This window comes from Streptomyces sp. NPDC001920 (assembly GCF_053594495.1).
Map to the genome: position 1 here is coordinate 339,740 of NZ_JBSFEP010000005.1, position 18,810 is coordinate 358,549.

13 protein-coding genes are annotated in these 18,810 nt (G+C 70.7%); 6 read left to right on the forward strand and 7 right to left on the reverse strand.

Annotated features, from left to right (window positions below):
- Positions 1 to 79 precede the first annotated feature (79 nt).
- Entirely contained in the window at positions 80 to 847 is a 768-nt protein-coding gene (locus ACWCPI_RS11150; protein ID WP_451037852.1) for a class I SAM-dependent methyltransferase, read from the forward strand.
- 234 nt (positions 848 to 1,081) lie between these two features.
- On the opposite strand, the gene ACWCPI_RS11155 is transcribed toward ACWCPI_RS11150, so the two are convergent.
- Positions 1,082 to 2,506, reverse strand: coding sequence for a family 43 glycosylhydrolase (locus tag ACWCPI_RS11155; RefSeq protein ID WP_451037935.1), 1,425 nt, complete (start codon positions 2,504 to 2,506; stop codon positions 1,082 to 1,084).
- A 422-nt stretch (positions 2,507 to 2,928) separates the two neighbouring features.
- Here ACWCPI_RS11155 and ACWCPI_RS11160 point away from each other — a divergent pair, with 422 nt between their 5' ends.
- A complete protein-coding gene (locus ACWCPI_RS11160; protein WP_451037853.1) occupies positions 2,929 to 3,699 on the forward strand; it encodes a DUF4328 domain-containing protein in 771 nt (256 codons plus the stop codon).
- Positions 3,700 to 3,878: 179 nt separating this feature from the next.
- On the opposite strand, the gene ACWCPI_RS11165 is transcribed toward ACWCPI_RS11160, so the two are convergent.
- Positions 3,879 to 5,006 (reverse strand): PP2C family protein-serine/threonine phosphatase, encoded by a 1,128-nt coding sequence (locus ACWCPI_RS11165; protein WP_451037854.1) that lies wholly within the window; start codon positions 5,004 to 5,006, stop codon positions 3,879 to 3,881.
- 242 nt (positions 5,007 to 5,248) lie between these two features.
- On the opposite strand from ACWCPI_RS11165, the gene ACWCPI_RS11170 reads away from it, so the two are divergent.
- Positions 5,249 to 7,948, forward strand: a complete 2,700-nt coding sequence (locus tag ACWCPI_RS11170) for a SpoIIE family protein phosphatase (RefSeq protein ID WP_451037855.1) — start codon at positions 5,249 to 5,251, stop codon at positions 7,946 to 7,948.
- Positions 7,949 to 8,229: 281 nt separating this feature from the next.
- Complete coding sequence (locus ACWCPI_RS11175; protein ID WP_451037856.1) at positions 8,230 to 8,961, forward strand: hypothetical protein; 732 nt, start codon at positions 8,230 to 8,232, stop codon at positions 8,959 to 8,961.
- A gap of 246 nt (positions 8,962 to 9,207) precedes the next feature.
- On the opposite strand, the gene ACWCPI_RS11180 is transcribed toward ACWCPI_RS11175, so the two are convergent.
- The 5 genes from ACWCPI_RS11180 to ACWCPI_RS11200 all read right to left on the reverse strand — a co-directional run bounded on the left by ACWCPI_RS11180 (position 9,208) and on the right by ACWCPI_RS11200 (position 15,333).
- Positions 9,208 to 11,358 carry a SpoIIE family protein phosphatase gene (locus ACWCPI_RS11180; RefSeq protein ID WP_451037857.1) on the reverse strand — a complete coding sequence of 717 codons (2,151 nt, stop codon included), beginning with the start codon at positions 11,356 to 11,358 and terminating at the stop codon, positions 9,208 to 9,210.
- A gap of 130 nt (positions 11,359 to 11,488) precedes the next feature.
- Positions 11,489 to 11,977: a hypothetical protein gene (locus ACWCPI_RS11185; protein ID WP_451037858.1), complete on the reverse strand. Its 489-nt coding sequence runs from the start codon at positions 11,975 to 11,977 to the stop codon at positions 11,489 to 11,491.
- Positions 11,974 to 13,833, reverse strand: a complete 1,860-nt coding sequence (locus ACWCPI_RS11190) for a glycoside hydrolase family 15 protein (RefSeq protein ID WP_451037859.1) — start codon at positions 13,831 to 13,833, stop codon at positions 11,974 to 11,976. The genes ACWCPI_RS11185 and ACWCPI_RS11190 overlap by 4 nt, the downstream gene beginning before the upstream one ends.
- A gap of 55 nt (positions 13,834 to 13,888) precedes the next feature.
- Entirely contained in the window at positions 13,889 to 14,575 is a 687-nt protein-coding gene (gene folE / locus ACWCPI_RS11195) for a GTP cyclohydrolase I (protein WP_451037860.1), read from the reverse strand.
- A gap of 26 nt (positions 14,576 to 14,601) precedes the next feature.
- Positions 14,602 to 15,333, reverse strand: a complete 732-nt coding sequence (locus tag ACWCPI_RS11200; protein WP_451037936.1) for a helix-turn-helix transcriptional regulator — start codon at positions 15,331 to 15,333, stop codon at positions 14,602 to 14,604.
- Between the two features lie 84 nt (positions 15,334 to 15,417).
- Here ACWCPI_RS11200 and ACWCPI_RS11205 point away from each other — a divergent pair, with 84 nt between their 5' ends.
- Positions 15,418 to 15,855, forward strand: a complete 438-nt coding sequence (locus ACWCPI_RS11205; protein WP_451037861.1) for a hypothetical protein — start codon at positions 15,418 to 15,420, stop codon at positions 15,853 to 15,855.
- Between the two features lie 741 nt (positions 15,856 to 16,596).
- Positions 16,597 to 18,786 (forward strand): catalase/peroxidase HPI, encoded by a 2,190-nt coding sequence (gene katG, locus ACWCPI_RS11210; protein ID WP_451037862.1) that lies wholly within the window; start codon positions 16,597 to 16,599, stop codon positions 18,784 to 18,786.
- Positions 18,787 to 18,810 lie beyond the last annotated feature (24 nt).

Sequence of the window (18,810 nt, forward strand, 5' to 3'; positions counted from 1 at the left end):
CGAGTCCGGCCGGCGCCGGCCGCCGACGATCGAGTCCTTGGGCCGAGGCGTCCAGGCCGAGGCGCAGTAGCCTCGGGCCATGCCTGAGACCCCGGTGGCACGGTTCTACGACGGCCTGGCCGACAACTACCACCTGATCTACGCGGACTGGGATGCGAGCGTGCGCCGGCAGGGCCAGGCCCTGGACGCCCTGATCGGACGGGACCGGGCAGACGTGCTGGACTGCTCCTGCGGCATCGGCACACAGGCCCTCGGCCTGGCGCTGCGGGGGCACGACGTCATCGCGACGGACATCAGCCGCCGCGCAGCCGCCCGCGCAGCCCGTGAGGCCGCCCTCCGGAACGTGCCGCTGCGCACAGCCGTGGCCGACATGCGGCGCCTGCCCTTCTCCGACGCCCGCTTCGATGTCGTCGTCTGCGCCGACAACGCCCTGCCCCACCTGCTGACGGAGCAGGACGTCCACGCCGCCCTGACGGAGCTGCGCCGGGTGCTGCGTCCGGGCGGCCTGCTGCTGGCCAGCACACGTCCCTACGACGACCTGCTGCGCGACCGCCCCGTATCCACGCCTCCGCAGGTTTACCGTCCGACGAACGGTCAGGAACGGACCGTCACCTTCCAGCTCTGGCACTGGCACGAGGACGGCGAGCACTACGACCTGGAGCTGTTCCAGCTCCTGCCGTCCGGCGGAGAGTGGCGTGTCCAGGTCCACCGCACCACCTACTGGGCGCTCAGCCAGAACCGGCTGTCCGTTCTCGCGGCGGACGCGGGGTTCGTGGCGCCGAGGTGGCGGATGCCGCGGGAGAGCGGCTTCTTTCAGCCGCTGCTCTCGGCGTATGCCGCGGAGTAGGGCGGTCGAAGTCGCCACCGCCCCGCCGCCTGGTGAGGGACAGGCACGGGGCAGTGGGCTCCTGCGGTGGGGCAGTCGACGATGTTGAAGGTGGCGTCGGCGCGGCCCGTCTTGACGCTCGTGGACGCCAGTCGGGGCGTGGAGACTCTTCGCTTGTGGCGGGCCGGTTCGTTCGCGCAGCTCCGGCCCCGTGGGGTCGGAGCTGCCCGAGGGGTCACGGGACGCCGGTCCCGGTCACTGGGTGTAGAAGGTGGCGTCTGCCTGGGCGGTCGTCGTGCTCACAGCCTGGACGTACAGCAGGTAGTTGTAGTGGCGGATGTAGCGGCCCGGCAGGTTGAACGACTCGTAGGAGACCCCGGCGGAGTCCGCGAGACCGGCCCGGGCGGTGAAGGAGGCGTCACCGGCGAACAGCGACGTTCCGTCGTTCTTCTCCACCCACACCTCGTTGTTCTTGTGGCGCAGGAAGTAGCCGGGGAAGTTCGCCGACTCCAGGGAGACGGTGCCGGTGCCGGCGAGACCGGTGACCGTGCGGAACTGCGAGTCGGCCAGCGGGGCGACGTTCGCCTCGATCCTGGCGCGGTACTCCCAGTGCCGGATGAAGCGGTCGGGGAAGTTGTAGGAGGAGAGCCGGATCGGGGTGAGGCCGTCGGCGACGGGGATGCCGAAGTCGGGTGTGCCGTCGGCCTTCCAGTAGATCTTCTGGACGCGGGTGCGGCGGTTGGGGTCGTTGAGCGGGGAACCGCTGATGTCCCTGTAGCTGCGGTCGTGGTAGACGAGGATGTCGGACTTGCCGTCCTCGGAGACCGTGAACTGGTTGTGCCCGGGGCCGTACTGGCTGGTGGCGTCGTTGCTGGCGAAGACCGGGTTCGCGGTCTTGGTCCACGACGAGGCGCTGAGCAGATTCGCCGAGGCGGGCGCGGTCAGCAGGCCCATGCAGTAGGCGGCGTTGGTGGCGCTGGCGGAGAAGGTCATGAAGACCTTGCCGTTGCGCTGGATCACGGCCGGGCCCTCGTTGACCGTCTCGCCGCCGGCGGTCTCCCACGAGGCGGTCGGCCGGCTGATCATGACGGGCGTGCCGGTGATGGTCCACGGGTTGGCCATCTGGGCGATGTACAGGTTGGTGCCGCGGCCGACGGCCGGGTCGTTCTGCGCCCAGGACAGGTATCGGGTGCCGTTCACGACGAAGGTCGTAGCGTCCAGGGAGAACGTGTTGAGCGGCAGGGCGATGCGGCCCTTCTCCGTCCAGGCGCCCGTGATCGGGTTCGCGTCCGCGCACTCCAGGACGTAGGGCCGGATGTTCCAGATGTTGTTGGCGTCACCGGCGGCGAAGTAGATGTACCACTTGTCGTCGATGAAGTGGATCTCCGGTGCCCAGATGTGGGCGCCCATCGCACCGGTGGCGTGCTTGGTCCAGATGGTCGTCTCGGGGGCCGACGTGAGCCCCTGGATCGTCGTGGCCCGGCGCAGCACGATCCGGTCGTACGCCGGAACCGTGGCGGTGAAGTAGTAGAAGCCGTCGGCGTGCTTGAAGATGTGCGGGTCGGCCCGCTGCTCGGCAATGGTGTTCGTGTACGTCACACCGGGTGACGCGGGCACGGCGGCGTGGGCGGTACCGCCCGAGACACCGGTGACGGTCGCGGCGGCCGAGCCGGCGATCAAGCCGAGGACCGATCGACGGGTGAGTGCAGGTCTCACGGAGGACTCCCTCTGGTGCTGGCTGGGGCGGAGGTGGCACCTGCCCACAGTTTGCCGATATATCGAACATCGTTCGCAAACTCGACCAGAAGGTAGGTTCTGCGCCTGCCCCAGTCAACACTTCCGTCACATGAAGTCTCCCGGCGCACTTCTGCTCCGGCGCTTCCGCCGCCACCGTCGGCCGCTCGAACCAGGCCCGTCCACGGCTGGACAGACGCCGCGCCGACCGCCGTACGGAACTTCATGCCTGGTCAGACGCGGAAGGTCGCTGCTGAAACCAGTAGACGTGAAGGGGTGGTGAACCGTATGTTCCGCATACCGTGCGTGAGGTTCTGGGGAGGACCCGTACGGTTCTGCCGAATCCAGACACGGGGGGACACTCCACCATGCTGTGCACGCGATGCCACCACTTGGAGGCGACACCGGACGGCGTCATCTGCGCCCAATGCGCCGCGGCCGGGGCCCCGCACATGGCGCCGCCGCACGGCCACGACGCCCGGCTGAGCTCACCCGTCGGCCTCGGCAGGGCCGTCGCCCTGCTGCTCGGACTGGTCATAGCGACCGACCTGTTCGCCGTCTGGGCGGACATCATGTCGTACGACGTGCTGGGCACCCTCGTGGACGGTGACTTCAGCGAGGCCGTGCAGCGCAGGGCGGAGCGGGCGGACTCGCTGTCCGCGGCGGCCGGGGTCGCACAGACGGTCGCCCTCCTGTGCACCGGGGTGGTCTTCCTCGTCTGGTTCCACCGCGTGCGGGTCAACGCCGAGGTGTTCGATCCGTTCGGGCACCGCAAGAAGCGGGGCTGGGCCCTGGGCGGCTGGTTCGTGCCGATCGTGAACCTGTGGTTCCCCCGCCGCATCGCGCTGGACATCTGGGATGCCAGCGCCCCCTGGGCCACGCCCCGGCCGCACGGGCTGGTCAACGGCTGGTGGACGGCGTGGGTGATCAGCCTGTTCGCCGGCCGGATCTCCTCCACCACGTACCGCAGAGCCGAGACGGCCGAGGAGATCCGGCGGGCCGTGGGACAGGTGCTGTTCGCGGACGCCGTCGACATCGTCGCCGCCGTTCTCGCCATCTTCTTCGTACGCGCGCTGACCAGGATGCAGGACACGAAGGCCCGCAGCGGACCGGGCGTCCCGGTACCCGTCTCCGGCTGACCGCGGATGCGCGGGTGTGGACGGGAGGCAGCGGGGATGTGCTCCTGTCCACGATCGTCGCCGCCAAGGCGCGGCCGGGCGTCGCGCCCCGGGTGCAACCGGATCGGCGGCACGGAACACGCCCCGCCCGCCACGGTGGCCGCGCGCCTGCCTGAGGGCCTCACCCCGTGCGCCGGGACTCAGCACTCCCCGCCGACAGCACCCCGCTCCTGCGACCCGGAGCACCTCAGCGCGAGAGCCGCGATGTCGTCGTCGAGCTTCCCGCCCCCGTGCTGGAGCAGATCCCGGTGCAACCGGTCGAGCAGTTCGCGGGGCGGCCGCGGGCCCTGCTGCTGCATCCACTCCTGGAGCGGGAAGAACTGGCCGGCGTGGTCCCGGGTCTCCGACACGCCGTCCGTGTAGAGCAGCAACTGGTCGCCCGGGGCAAGGGCGACGCTGTCGACCCAGTAGCGGTCACCGATGAGCCCTGCGAGGTTGAGGGGCGGGGACGTGGTGGTGGGCTCCAGGACCCGGACCTTCCCGCAGTGCGCGATCAACGGCGGGGGGTGCCCGCAGTTGAGAAGCCGTACGCGGCCGCCGGCGTGCGGGATCTCGGCGAGGAGTGCGGTGGCGAAGTGCTCGGGCTGGTCATGGGCGGGAAACGCGGCGCTGTGACGTGTGACGGTGGTCTCCAGACGGTGGATGATGCCCTTCAGATCGGGCTCGTCGTAGGCGGCCTCCCTGAAGCAACTGATCACGGCCGACGCCGCCCCCACCGCGGACAGGCCCTTGCCCCGTACGTCGCCTATGAGCAGCCGGACCCCGTGTGGCGTGCCGATCGCCTCGTAGAAGTCGCCACCGATCCTGGCCTGCTCCTGGGCCGCCAGGTACAGCGACTCGATCTCGACGTCCTCGATGCGGCGCGGCAACGGGCGCAGCAGCACCTTCTGGGCCGCGTCGGCGACGAGCCGGACCTGGAAGAGGATCTCCTCGCGCTGAATGCGGACGTGACTCGCATATGCGGCCGCCAGGGTGACCGCGATGATCGCGGCCGACGTGTACTGCGTCCCCAGGTCGGTGTAGAAGAAGCTGAGGGAGACCATGGTCAGCAGGCAGAACGCCCCCAGCAGGATCGTGGGGAGCACGGGCCACATCGCGGCGGCAAGCGCGGGTGCGGCGGGCAGAAGGCGGCTGACGGCGATCTCCCTGGGGGTGGAGAACGCCAGTCCGGCGATGAGGACGGTCAGGATCACGGGTGACAGCCGGGCAGCTTCCCATCGGCCGCCGTAGGCGGTACGACGGCGCGACAGCCGTCCAAGCATGATCACAAAAATTATCATATCGACCAAAGCGGACATGTGGCGCGGATAAATCACACGTCGCGCGACAGATTGCGGAGGCCGCCCTCCGGGGGCGCCGAGGCCAGGTCGCGGATGACCGCACAGGCGCCCGAGGGCAGCCGCGGCGGGCGCGAAACGGCCGAGTTCGGTCGAGGCCGGCCGGGCCGATCGGACCGGGGTCGACTTCGCGAGCCCTAGCCGCCGGGAATCACCGATGTTAGAAAGGTCGCATGGCGAGGCGTTTCGCCCTTTTTCGGCACCTGTCAGTCAAGCGGCTGATCAGCAGGAGCACACGTAGCGTGGCCGGCCAGGTGCTGGTCTTCCAGGTGGCCCTGGTGGTGCTGCTCGTGCTCTGCGGCGTCATCGCCCTCGTCCTGCAGTCGGAGCGGGACACCAGCGCCGAGGCCAGGCGCCGCTCCACGGCCGTGGCACAGACGTTCGCGCACTCACCAGGCGTCCTGGCGGCCCTCGAGAGCCCCGATCCCAGCAAGGTCCTCCAGCCGCTCACCGAGAAGGCGCGCCGGGCCGCAGACGTCGACTTCATCGTGGTCATGGACACCAAGGGAATCCGCTACACGCACCCTCTGCCGGACCGGATCGGCAAGCGGTTCGTGGGCGAGATCGGGCCGTCGCTGGCGGGGAAGGTCTATGTGGAGAGCGTCGACGGCCCCCTCGGTCACGAGGTGCAGTCCACGGTTCCGATCGAGGACACCGACGGCACCGTGGTCGGTCTGGTCTCGGCCGGTCTGAAGGTCAAGAACGTCGAGAGTCAGGTGAACCGGCAACTACCGATCATCCTGGGCGCCGGAGCGGGAGCGCTCGTGCTGTCCACCGGCGTGACCGCGCTGGTGGGCAGGCGGCTGCAACGGCAGACCCACAGCCTTGCCCCGGACGAGATGACCTTGATGTACGCCCACCACGACGCGGTGCTCCACTCCGTACGGGAGGGCGTGGTGATCGTGGCCGCCGACGGTCGGCTGATGCTGGCGAACGACGAGGCACGACGGCTGCTGGAGCTGCCCGCGGACGTCGAGGGACGGCACGTCTCCGAACTTCCTGGGCTCGATCCCGAGACCAAGGCGCTGCTCACCTCCGGGCGCGAGGCCAGCGACGAGGTGCACTTCGCCGGAGACCGACTGCTGGCGGTCAACCAGCGGCCCACCGATCGCGGGGGAGGTCCCAAGGGGACCGTGGTGACACTGCGTGACTCCACCGAGCTGCGGGCGGTGACCGGCAGGGCGGAGGTGGCCCGCGAACGGCTCAGGCTGCTCTACGACGCCGGACTCGGCATCGGTACCACCCTGGACGTGCTGCGCACGGCCGACGAGCTGGCGCGGGTCCCCGTCCCCCGCTTCGCCGACTTCGTCACCGTGGACCTGTCCGACGCCGTCCTGCACGGCGAGGAGCCGGCCCCCACCGCGACGGACATGCGCCGTTCGGCCGTGTGCGGCCTCGCGGAGGACCATCCGCTCAACGAACGGGGCCGGCTGATCGACTACCTGCCCGCCACGCCCCAGGCACGCGGATACGGCAGCGGCCTCTCCCAGTTGGTGAGCGACCTGCCGACCGCCGCCGACTGGCGTGTGCAGGACCCCGAGCGCGCCCAGGAGATCATCGACTACGGCATCCGCTCCCTCATCGTGGCCCCCATCCAGGCCCGCGGCGTGGTGCTGGGCATGGCCTGCTTCTGGCGCACCGAACGGCATCAGCGCTTCGACGAGGAGGACCTGTCGCTGGCGGAGGAACTGGTGACCCGCGCCGCGGTCAGCATCGACAACGCCCGCCGGTACACCCGCGAGCACGCCCTCGCCGTCACCCTCCAGCGCAGTCTGCTGCCACAGGCCATGCCCGAGCAGAGTGCCGTCGACATCGCCCACCGCTACCTTCCCGCCCAGTCGGGCGTGGGCGGGGACTGGTTCGATGTGATTCCCCTGCCGGGGTGCCGGGTGGCACTCGCTGTCGGTGATGTGGTCGGCCACGGCCTCCATGCCGCCGCCACGATGGGACGCCTGCGGACCGCGGTGCACAATTTCTCCAGCCTCGATCTGCCACCGGACGAACTGCTGAGCCACCTGGACGACCTGGTCGGCCGTATCGACCAGGACGAGGCGGATACGAAGAGTGCCGCGGGCGTCGTGGGCGCCACCTGCCTGTACGGGATCTACGACCCCGTGACGCGCCGCTGTGTGATGGCGCGAGCGGGCCATCTGGCACCCGCGCTCGTCCACCCCGACGGAACCGTCGCCTTCCCGGACCTGCCGGCCGGCCCGCCCCTCGGCCTCGGCGGGATGCCCTTCCAGACCGCGGAGCTGTACCTCGCCGAGGGGACCCAGCTGGTCCTGTACACCGACGGCCTGATCGAGGACCGCAAGCGTGATCTGGACGTCGGCATGGAACTCCTGCGTGTGGCTCTGGCGGGCCACCCCGGCCGGCCACCCGAGAAGACCTGCCAGGACGTGTTGGAGAGCCTGCTTCCCGGACCCGGGCGCCCCAAGGACGACGTCGCCCTCCTCGTCGCCCGCACCCGGGGGCTGCCGTCCGACCGGATCGCCGACTGGGACGTACCGCCGGATCCCGCGGCGGTCGCCGGGATGCGGGACGCCGTTGCCGAGAAGCTCGAAGAGTGGGGCCTTTCAGAGCTCGGCTTCACCACGGAGCTGATTTTGAGCGAGCTCCTGACCAACGCAATCCGCTACGGCTGCGAGCCCATCCACGTGCGGATGATCCGCGACCGCACGCTCATCTGCGAGGTCGCCGACAGCAGCAGCACCTCTCCGCACCTGCGGTACGCCGCGACGACGGACGAGGGCGGCCGGGGCCTGTTCCTGGTATCGCAGATGGCCGAACGCTGGGGCACCCGGTACACCCCGCAGGGCAAGGTGATCTGGGCAGAACAGGCCCTGCCCGAGGTCGGCCGGCAGCCGTCCTGACACCGGCGAGGGCAGGACGGCGGCTCCCGCTTCGCGATCGGCAGCCGCAGCGTGGACGTGGGTGTCGCCCGTCTCGACTCGGGCCACTCGACAGCGGCTGTGGTGGGCGTATACGGCAGGGCCGCCGAGCCCAGCGTCGCCGGCGGCAGGCGCGCGTCGTCCGGCGCCACGCTGTGCGAGTCGGGCCGTAGAGCACAGGTCAGCCCCGCCCGCCCGGTGCGCGGCCAAGGCGACTCTCCCGGGCGGCAGTTGCCCGCCGTGGCGGCATAGGATCACCGGCCATGACCGACAGCAGACTGGGCGAGCTGATCGCCATCGGCTCGACCGACCACCTCGACGCGTACGACAGGACGCTCCTGGAGCGCCGCGCGCGTCTGAAGTCCGCTGGTGAGGAGCCGTTTCCTCTGGATCCTCGCGGCTGGTGGTTCGCCGTGCCCGGTGCGACGTACGAAGGGTGTTTCGAGGCACTCGGCCTGCACGACCGCTTCCCGGTCACGCTGGACGAGGGCGCCGACGTCGAGGACCTGCCGTTTCGCGGGGGTGCGCTCCCCACCTTCGTCACGCCCGAACTGGACGGATGGCGGCTGATCTTCGGCAATCTGGTCGATCTCGTCGGCCTCGACTGGGACGAGTGGATGGGCGCGGTGGAACGGCTCAGCGCCCACTGCGGCCAGGCACAGATGTTCTACGAGGACTCGGCGGCGGGTTCCGATGTCTGGGTGGTCGCCCACCGGGGCCGCATCCGCCGGCGATACGCGGCAGAGGGCTGCCCGGAGTGGACCGGCGATCCGCTCCCCGAGGAGGAACTCCGTGTCGGCGAGGCGGACTTCGACCCCGAGGTCGACGGTGCCTTCCCGAACGAGGACATGGCGGGCGTGAGTCCGGCCTGCGGGCGGCTCTCCGTCGATCCCCGAGACATCGGCCCGGCGACTCGTATGCGCGGCCACGGCTGGCTCGCCCTCCACGAACCGGGGGTCGGGCACCAGCAGTTGATCACGCTCGTGCACCGCTGAGTCACCGCACGGGGCTGCTGCACACGCATGTGCCCTCCGCCGACGCATGGCGGGGGTTTCGGAGGCAGCGACGGCCCGCGTGAACACCGGTGGCAGGAGGTCGCCCCGCTTGGTGTGTCCATGCGGTTCTCGTGACTTCCGCGGACGGACGACCGGCCGGGCCGTCCCGCGTGGGCGGGGCGGCCCGGCGGCCGCCGCGGACCGGCGCCCGGGGGGTCGGGATCGTGCCGGGCTCGGTCGGGTGGGTCAGGCTGTCGCCCGGATCAGCAGCAGGGCGATGTCGTCGTGGCGCGGTGCCGACACTTCGGCGTGGTGGAGGAGGGCGTCGGCCAGGTCGTCCAGGTCTTGCCGTCCTCCGTGTGCGAGTTGTTCGGCGAGGGTGCTGGTGGCGTCATCGATGTCGGTGCCGGGCGTCTCGACGAGACCGTCGGTGTAGAGGGCCAGCAAGGTGCCCGGGGGAAGGGGGAGCTCGACGTCGGGGTAGTCGACGTCCGGCTCGATGCCCAGCAGCAGCCCGGTCGGCAGGTCGAGCACTTCGCTGCGGCCGTCGGGGTGGCGTACGAGCGGTGGCGGGTGGCCCGCGGTGGCCAGCCGGGCGCGGTGCCGGGCGAGGTCGAGTTGGACGTAGAGGCAGCTGGCGAAAAGGCCGGGCTCCAGGTTGGTCAGGAGGCGGTTGGTCTTGGCGAGGACATCGGCTGGTGGTGCCGCTGTCGTGGCGTGGGCGTAGACCGCGGTGCGGACCTGGCCCATGAGGGCGGCGGCCTGGATGTTGTGGCCCTGGACGTCCCCGATGGTGGCGGCGGCACTGGCGGGGTGGCAGTGGATGAGGTCGTAGAAGTCACCGCCGATGTCGGTGCGGCGATCGGCGGGGAGGTAGCGGGCGACGGCCTCCAGGCCCGGGATCCGGGGCAGGCTGGGGGGCAGCAGGGCGGTCTGCAGGGTTCGGGCGAGGGTGTGTTCGGCGTCGTACAGGCGGGCGCGGTCCAGGGCCTGGGCGATGAGTCCGGCCAGGGAGGTCAGGATGGCGCGTTCCGGCGTCGGGAACGGGCGGGGCCTGTCGTAGGCGAGGACGAGTGAGCCGACGGTGCGGCCGGAGGTGATCAGGGGCAGGAAGGCCCAGGAGGCCATGCCGTCCTCGTGGACGGCCGCAGGGTAGGCCCGCTCCAGGTCGGTGAAGGTGGCGAAGAAGCTGGGGATGCCGGTGTTGAGCACGTGTGCGGCCGGGGTGCGCGAGGTCAGTGGTTCGCCGTCGAACCGGACCATCAGCTCCTCGGGGTAACCGCGATGGCCGAGGATGTGCAGACGGCCGCCCTGCACCGCCATGAGGGCCATGGCCGTCGGACCGAAGGCGGGCACGATCTGGTCGGCGACCCGCTCCACGACGTCACCGACCCCGACGGCCTCGGTGAGCGTGGCCGCCAGGTGCGTCAGGTGGTACAGGGCGGTCGCCCCGATCTGCTCCTCGGTTGTCGCGGAGGGCTGTCCGGTGTCCTCGGCCGGAGCGGGCCGGGTCGCGGCGGGAGCGATGTGGACGCTGATCCCCCGGTCGTCCGGATGGAGCTCGAAGGACAACCACTGGTCCGGCGGGCACAGCGCGGTGAAGGACGTGGGCCGGCGGCTGATCACCGCTGCCCGGTAGCGGTCCTCGAAGAGGGGGTTGCGCAGCCAGGTCAGTACCTCCCAGGGGCGCGTGCCCAGAAGGGCTTCGGTGCCGACGCCGAGCAGATCACCGGCGGCGGGGTTGATGTAGGTGACGCGGCCGTCCATGTCCAGCGCGCAGCACCCGGTCGGGACGCGTTCGGCGTAGTCGAGTGCGGCTGCCGCCCGGATCGGGTCGGGTGCGCGGGTCCGGGTCGGCGGCAGCAGCCACGGCTGGTCCGCGGGCAGCAGTGGACGGCCGCTGTCGGCCGCCTGCCGCACCAGCTGCGCGGCGCGGTGACAGCAGGCGCCGATCGCGTCCTGCTCGTCCGCACTCAGCTTCGGGGGGTGCTGGACGGGCCACAGCAGCACCAGCCCGCCGGACGCTCGCGCGCCTGAGGTGAACGGGGCCGCGGCCAGCATGATGTCGTAGGACAGCACGATTCCCAGGCGCGGATAGCGGCGCGCGATCTCCTCCTGGCCGGCCAGCCACACCAGACGCTGCTGCCGTATCGCGTCCACCACCGGAATCGGGTCGTCCATCGAAATCTGCAGCCAGGGGGCGGTGATCCGACGAGAGACGCCGCCCGCCGCGGCCAGCCGCAGCACCCGCTCCCCCGGCAGCATCAGGTACAGAAGGCCCAGCGACGCGCCGGTGCTTCGCATGGCGTCGGCCAGGACGGCCTGGAACTCTTCGGCGCCGGAGGCGGTCGAAGCGGCCGTGCGCCGCTGCATGCCCTCACCCGTGTGCCGGCGCATGCCCTCACCCCCCACCCCTCACCTGGCAGCAACGAGGACCCTCGCCCATATCGGGACAATACGCCGCCCTGTGGGGGACGGCATCCATGTCGGACGGTTCGGCGGCCGGGGGGCATCGCCGACCCGTCCATCAGGCCGCCAGCGCCGTGAAACCGCCGACGATCGAGCCGTAGCCGATATGGGCGACAACCGTCACCAGGGGGGTTCCCGGCCCGTAGTTGCGCAGGAGAAATCCGGGGGCCTCAAGCAGGGCGACCTTCGGAGCGCTGGTCAGCGGGCTGCCCATCCGCGGGTGGACGAGCGGCAGCAGGATGTTGACCAGTGCGGTGCCGGCGAACAGACCGTGCGCGAGTCCGAACAGCGCCCCCAGCCACCAGCCCGCCCGGCCGATCGCGGCGAAGACGGCGAGGTAGACGAACGCGAAGATCTGCCCGTTGAGGAAGTGCATCAGGTAGCCGACGAACTTCGCACGGGTGCGGTTGACGGTCACCGCCGTGCCCAGGAGGAACGGAAGGTCCATACGGGTCAGGCTCAGCTCGCTGGCGGCACGCAACGCGGTCGTCAGGGCCAACGTGCCGACGAAGGCTCCTGCCGCGGTGCCGCCGGCCCAGGCGCTCACGGCGCCGCGCCCGTGTCGTCGGCGGCATCGATGGCGCAGGCGGCGCTGATCAGCGCCAGATGGCTCAGTCCCTGGGGAAGGTTGCCGAGGAAGTCACCGGTGGCGGGGTCGATCTCCTCGCTGTAGAGGCCGACGTCGTTGGCCAGGCCGACCAGCTCCTCCATCAGGTCGACGGCCTGGGGGCGGCGTCCGGTGCGGGCGAGGGATTCGGCGAGCCAGAAGGAACAGGCCAGAAAGGCGCCTTCGGTGCCGCTGAGGCCGTCCTCCCCCGAGTACCGCTCGACGTACGGTCCGTGCCGCAACCGGTCGGCCAGTGCAGTGATCGTGACGTCCATCCGCCGCTGGTCACCCCGGTATCCGTACAGGTGGCCGAGGAGCACGGAGGCGTCCAGGTCGGCGCTGCCGGCGGAGCGGACGTAGCTGTCGAGGCCGTCCGAGAAGCAGCGGGTTTCGACGAAGGCGCGGATCCGGTCGCGCGCGGTGCGCCAACGGGCCAGGTGCCGACCCGGGATCAGATCGTGCTCGGCCAGGTCGGTGGCGCGGTCCAGGGCCACCCAGCACATCATCTTGGACTGGGTGAAATGGCGGGGCTGGCTGCGCACCTCCCAGATGCCCGCGTCGGGTTGCCGCCAGTTCGTGCAGACCAGGTCGGCGAGTTCCGCGAGGCGCCGGGCGACATCGGCGTCGAGGTGTCCGGCGGCGCGCGCGTACTGCCACGCCGTCTGCAGCAGCTCGCCGTAGGTGTCGAGTTGGAGCTGGCCGACCGCGGCGTTTCCTGTGCGGACCGGCCCCGAGCCGCGGTAGCCCTCCCAGGGCAGGGTCCGCTCCGGGGTGCGGTGGCCGCCGTCCAGGCGGTACAGCACCTTCAGGTGGGGGTGGGTGAGCTGGGAGGCGTGCATCAGCCACCAGAAGTAGGCGTGCGCTTCCGCAGGGCAGCCGAGCCGCAGGAACGCGGCGAGGGTGAAGGCGGAGTCTCGTACCCAGGAGAAGCGGTAGTCCCAGTTGCGCTCACCGCCGATCTGTTCCGGGAGCGAGGTCGTCACCGCGGCGGCGACCGCTCCGGACGGGGCGTGGACGAGCAGCTTCAGCGTGAGCAGGCTGCGCATGACCGCGTCGGACCACCGGCCCGGGTACATCCGGTCACGGGCCCAGCGCCGCCAGGCGGCGCTGGTGTCGTCCAGGCGTGCCTCGCACTCGGCGCGGGCCGGCAGAACGAGCGGTTCCTGGTCGGCGAAGGGCATCGCGATCAGGGCGCTGCGGCCGCCCGGAAGCTCGCATGCGCCGCTGATGGCCCGGCCGTCGCACTGCGGTGCGCCGGCGTCCCACGAGCAGACGGCGAGTGCTTTGGTTCCGGCTGTGGCCACGGGGACGCCCGAACGCCGGGCGAACCGCGTGCGAGCCATGCCGTAGCCGAAGCGTGGCCGCACGCTCCAACGCATCGGCACGGACCCGGACAGCCCGTCGATACGTCGCACCAGCTCACGCATCGGTGTCAGTGCCGCCTCGTCGTGCAGGGTGAGCGCGTCGGTGACGCCGACCGAGCCGCGAGCGGTGCTGAAGGTCGTCTGCAGCACGTTGGTGTGGGGCAGGTAGCGGCGCTCCGCCCGGTAGGGCACGGCCGGCTCCAGCGTGAAGCGTCCGCCGTGGTCGGCGTCCAGCACGGCACCGAACACGGCGGCCGAGTCGAGGTCGGGCAGGCCCAGCCAGTCCACCGAGCCGTCCCGGGCGATCAGGGCGGCGGTGCGGCCGTCGCCGATCACCGCGTACTCGCGCAGCGGGACGTAGCCACCGAGCCGCGAGCCGCCGGCCGCGGAAGCATGTGCTGCTGCTCCCGGAGAACCGCTGATGGCCCCCATGCGACCACGCTCCCATGTGCTGTGCCGTACCGCTCGCTCAGCCGGTTCGCCGGCTTCAGGTCAGCATGCCCGTGAGGGAGAGGAATTCGGCGCGGGAACGGGCGTCGTCGCGGAGCGTGCCGAGGAGGCTGGAGGTGAGCGTGCTGGAGCCGGTGGCCTGGACGCCGCGCAGGGTCATGCAGCTGTGCTCGGCCGCGATCACGACGCCGACCCCCTTGGGTTCGAGGTGAGCCTGCAGCCAGTCGGCGACCTGCTTGGTCAGGCGTTCCTGGACCTGGGGGCGACAGGCGAAGTGTTCGACCACGCGGGCGAGTTTGGACAGGCCGAGGATGCGGTGGCCCGGGAGGTACCCGACGTGGGCGGTGCCGACGACGGGCAGCATGTGGTGCTCGCACACCGTCCGGACGGGAATGCTGCGGGCCAGCACCAGCTCGTCGTAACCCTCGTCGTTGGGGAAGGTCGTCAGATCGAAGGGGCGCGGGCTGAACAGTTCGGCGTAGGCACGGGCCATGCGGCCGGGGGTGCCCCGCATGCTCTCGGTGTCGGTCGCGATGCCGAGCGCTGCGAGAAACCGGGCGGCGGCGCGTTCGGCTTCGGCGAGGTCGACGCCGTCGGTGTCGTGGACGACTCGCAGCGGGGCGGTGGACGCCCTCGCGGGCTGGGGCGAGGGGACCGCGGCGAAGCGGGCGGGGAGGTCGGCCGTGTCCTGCATGGAGGCGGCGGCCGAGGCGGAGATGTCCATGGGGTGCTCCTTGTGCGCGGGCCGGGTCAGGGGGTGGCGGGCGGTGGTGCGCCTTCGGAGCGCGGTGCGGCCCCGTGCGGTGGGGTGGCCGGCTGGAGGCGCACACAGCAGTGACCGGGGCTGGGTGACAGGCATGCCTGCAGGCCGGGTCCGTCGAGTCCGTCGAGCACGCCCCGCAGCAGATGCAGGTTCATGCCGCACACGGTCTGGGTGTGGTCGCGGGCGAGCGCGTGGAAAGGGCAGTTGCCCAGGACGATGGCGTCACCGTCGTAGCGGGGTTCGAACCCGTTGTCCTCCAGCAGGGCGAAGACGTCTGTCCGCTCCGGTCCGGCGATCTGCGTGCCGAGCTCGTGCGCCTTTCGGTGCAGGACGGTGCGCACCGGCTCGCCGGTGGCCTCGGATTCCTCCAGGGCCTGGGCGAGGAGGTGCCCGGCCAGCTCGTAGTGCCGCTCGGGCAGAGTGACGGTGACCTGTCGGGTGGAGCGTTTGTAGAGCTTGGCCGGCCGGCCCGCTCCGGGGCCGGTGCGTCCGCTGCGCCGCTCGTAGACGACGTCGAGGAGTGATTCGCCGGCCAGTCGATCCAGGTGGAAGGCCGCGGTCTGCCGGGCGAGGCCGAGGGCCTCGGCGGCCTCGTCGCGGCTGACCGGTCCCGGCTGTCGCACGACGTGGTCGTACAGCCTTCTGCGGGTCGGCTCGTCGAGCGCGGCGACGGCGGAGACGTCGGGGCTGGGTGCTTCTTTCGGTGCGTCCACGAACACCAGTCTAAAACACATGGGCATTGACTAAAGAAGGTTTCCGCGCTTCTATCGTTAGTAGAAGTTGTCGATAGAAGGAAGGGCGTCATGTCGTCCGCAACCACACCCCGCACGTCCGCCGCTCCCCGGCGGGCCGCGTTCACCGACCCCGGCTACCAGGCGTTCGTCATCCTGCGTACCGGGTTCGCCGTGGCGCCGATCCTGTTCGGGCTGGACAAGTTCGCCAACCTGCTCGTGGACTGGCCCGCCTACCTCGCGCCGTGGATCGACGACATCGTTCCCGGCAGCGCCCAGTCGGCCATGTACGCCGTCGGTGTCATCGAGATCGTCGCGGGCATCGCCGTCGCCCTCGCCCCGCGCTTCGGGGCCTGGCTGGTCGCCGGATGGCTCGCGGGCATCATCGTCAACCTGCTGACCGTCCCCGACTACTACGACATCGCGCTGCGCGACTTCGGCCTCCTGCTCGGCGCGGTCGCCCTCGCCCGGCTCGCCCAGCGGTACCACGGCGAGCGGCCGTCCGACTGACGGCAGCTCGCCCAGCGCTACGACGGCAAGCGGCCGTTCCGACTGACGGCAGCTCCCCCAGCGCTACGACGGCAAGCGGCCGCCGTCCGGCTCACTGCAGGCAGCGGCCGCTGAAGGGCGACGCAAGCGGGTGGGCACCGCCAACGGCTCACCCGCGGCCCTCGCCGTCCCGGGCACGACCACGCCGCGTTGCCGTGACCCGGGATCGCGTCGCCGGGCGTCTGATCCGTGCGGGTCCCAGTGCCCGCACGGATCAGACGCCCGCAGAACCGACCGGGTTCCGAGCAGAGCCCCCCTCGGCCCCTCCACGCCGAGATCCGGACCGGTCACGGGCGGGGCCCGGCTCCCACGGCGGCCCCCGAGTCGGCAGCACGGCGCGCGGTGGGTCCCTGCGGTGTCGTCCTTCCCGACAGCGGGGCGAGGGAGCCGGGGCAGCCGCCGGTCCCGGTTGCCGCCGGAGCACCGAAGGGCCCCGGGCACCCTGACCCCAGCCCCCAACACCGGCGCGCGCCCCGGCCGCGTCCTTGAGATCTTGTCTTCCAGGCCACCCGGAGGCGTATTCGAATTCTCCCGGACGTCATCGCACGACAAGAACTCGGCATTTCCTCGCACGTTCGCCATACGGGGACGCTCTGCGTGTTTCACAGCGGTGCGGTGTGCGGTGCGCGACCATACGGACGCCGACACCTCACCGACATCGGCATTGCGCGTGAGAACACCCAGACAGAAAGAAGGACGGACGTGTCCGGCAGCGAAAGCGAAAACCCAGCAATCGCCTCCCCCACTCCCACGCCGACTCGGCCCAGGACGAACCGGGACTGGTGGCCGAATCAGCTGGACCTCCAGATTCTCCACCAGCACTCTTCCCGTTCCAATCCGATGGACGAGGACTTCGACTACGCGAAAGAGTTCGCGACCCTCGACCTCGACGCGTTGAAGCGGGACGTCTTCGAGGTGATGACGGCGTCCCAGGACTGGTGGCCTGCCGACTACGGCCACTACGGGCCGCTCTTCATCCGGATGAGTTGGCACGCCGCGGGCACCTACCGGGTCGCCGACGGCCGGGGCGGTGGCGGCAGCGGCGCTCAGCGCTTCGCGCCCCTCAACAGCTGGCCGGACAACGCGAGCCTGGACAAAGCGCGCCGTTTGCTCTGGCCGGTCAAGCAGAAGTACGGCCAGAAAATCTCCTGGGCCGACCTTCTGGTCTTCGCCGGCAACTGCGCCATGGAATCCATGGGGTTCAAGACGTTCGGGTTCGGCTTCGGGCGAGAGGACATCTGGGAACCCGAGGAGATCATCTGGGGCCCCGAGGACACCTGGCTCGGAGATGAGCGCTACAGCGGCGACAGGGAACTCGCCGCCCCCTTCGGCGCTGTGCAGATGGGACTGATCTACGTCAATCCGGAGGGCCCCAACGGCACCCCGGACCCGATGGCCGCCGCCAGGGACGTGCGCGAGACCTTCGGGCGCATGGCGATGAACGACGAGGAGACGGTGGCGCTCATCGTCGGCGGCCACACGTTCGGCAAGTGCCATGGCGCCGTCGATCCCGCGTACATCGGCCCGGAGCCCGAGGCCTGCCCCATCGAGCAGCAGGGCCTCGGCTGGCGGAACACGTACGGCAGCGGCACGGGCGCCGACGCACTCACCAGTGGGCTCGAAGGCGCCTGGACCAACGAGCCGACCAGATGGGACAACGGGTACCTGGACAACCTGTTCCGGTACGACTGGGAGCTGACCACCAGCCCCGCCGGCGCCAAGCAGTGGACACCCACGGATCCCTCGGCCAGGGACACGGTGCCCGACGCCCACGATCCGTCGAAGAGGCACGCTCCCATGATGCTGACGACGGACCTCGCGCTGAAGCTGGACCCGGTCTACGGCCCGATCACGAAGCGTTTCCACGAAAACCCGGACATGTTGGCGGAAGCGTTCGCCAAGGCCTGGTACAAGCTGTTGCACCGCGACATGGGGCCGGTCACGCGTTACCTCGGCCCATGGGTCCCCGAGCCCCAGCTGTGGCAGGACCCCGTCCCCGCGGTCGACCACGAACTCGTCGGCGACGCGGACGTCGCCGCTCTCAAGAGCAGGATCCTCGCCTCGGGACTGTCCGTCTCCCAGCTGGTCACCACCGCCTGGGCGGCGGCGGCGAGCTTCCGCGGCACCGACAAGCGCGGCGGGGCCAACGGGGCACGCATCCGGCTCGCGCCGCAGAAGGACTGGGAGGTCAACCACTCGCCCGAGGTGGCCGAGGCGCTGCAGAAGCTGGAGCGGATCCGGCAGGACTTCAACCACTCACAGGCCGGCGGAACGAAGGTCTCGCTCGCCGACCTGATCGTCCTGGGCGGGTGCGCGGCCGTCGAGCAGGCCGCGAGGAACGCCGGGTACGACATCACCGTGCCGTTCGCACCCGGTCGCACGGACGCCACGCAGGAGCAGACCGACGTGGAGTCGTTCGCCGTTCTCGAACCCAGGGCCGACGGGTTCCGCAACTACCTCCGGGCGGGCGAGAAGTTGTCGCCGGAGACCCTCCTGCTGGACCGCGCCAACCTGTTGACGCTGACCGCTCCCGAGACGACGGTGCTGATCGGCGGCATGCGCGTCCTGGACACCGGCTTCAAGCGATCCCCCCACGGCGTCTTCACGCACCGGCCGGAGACACTGACCAACGACTACTTCGTCAACCTGCTCGACATGGGCACGGAGTGGAAGGCGTCGGTTTCGGACGAGAACGTGTTCGAGGGCCGGGATCGCGCTTCGGGTGAGCTCAAGTGGACCGCCACCGCGGTCGACCTCGTCTTCGGTTCGCACTCGCAGCTGCGAGCCCTCTCGGAGGTGTACGCGTCCCGGGACGCGGGAGGGAAGTTCGTGCGTGACTTCGTGACCGCGTGGGACAAGGTGATGAACCTCGATCGGTTCGACCTCTCCTGACCCCGGCGGCCCGGCGAAGGCGGG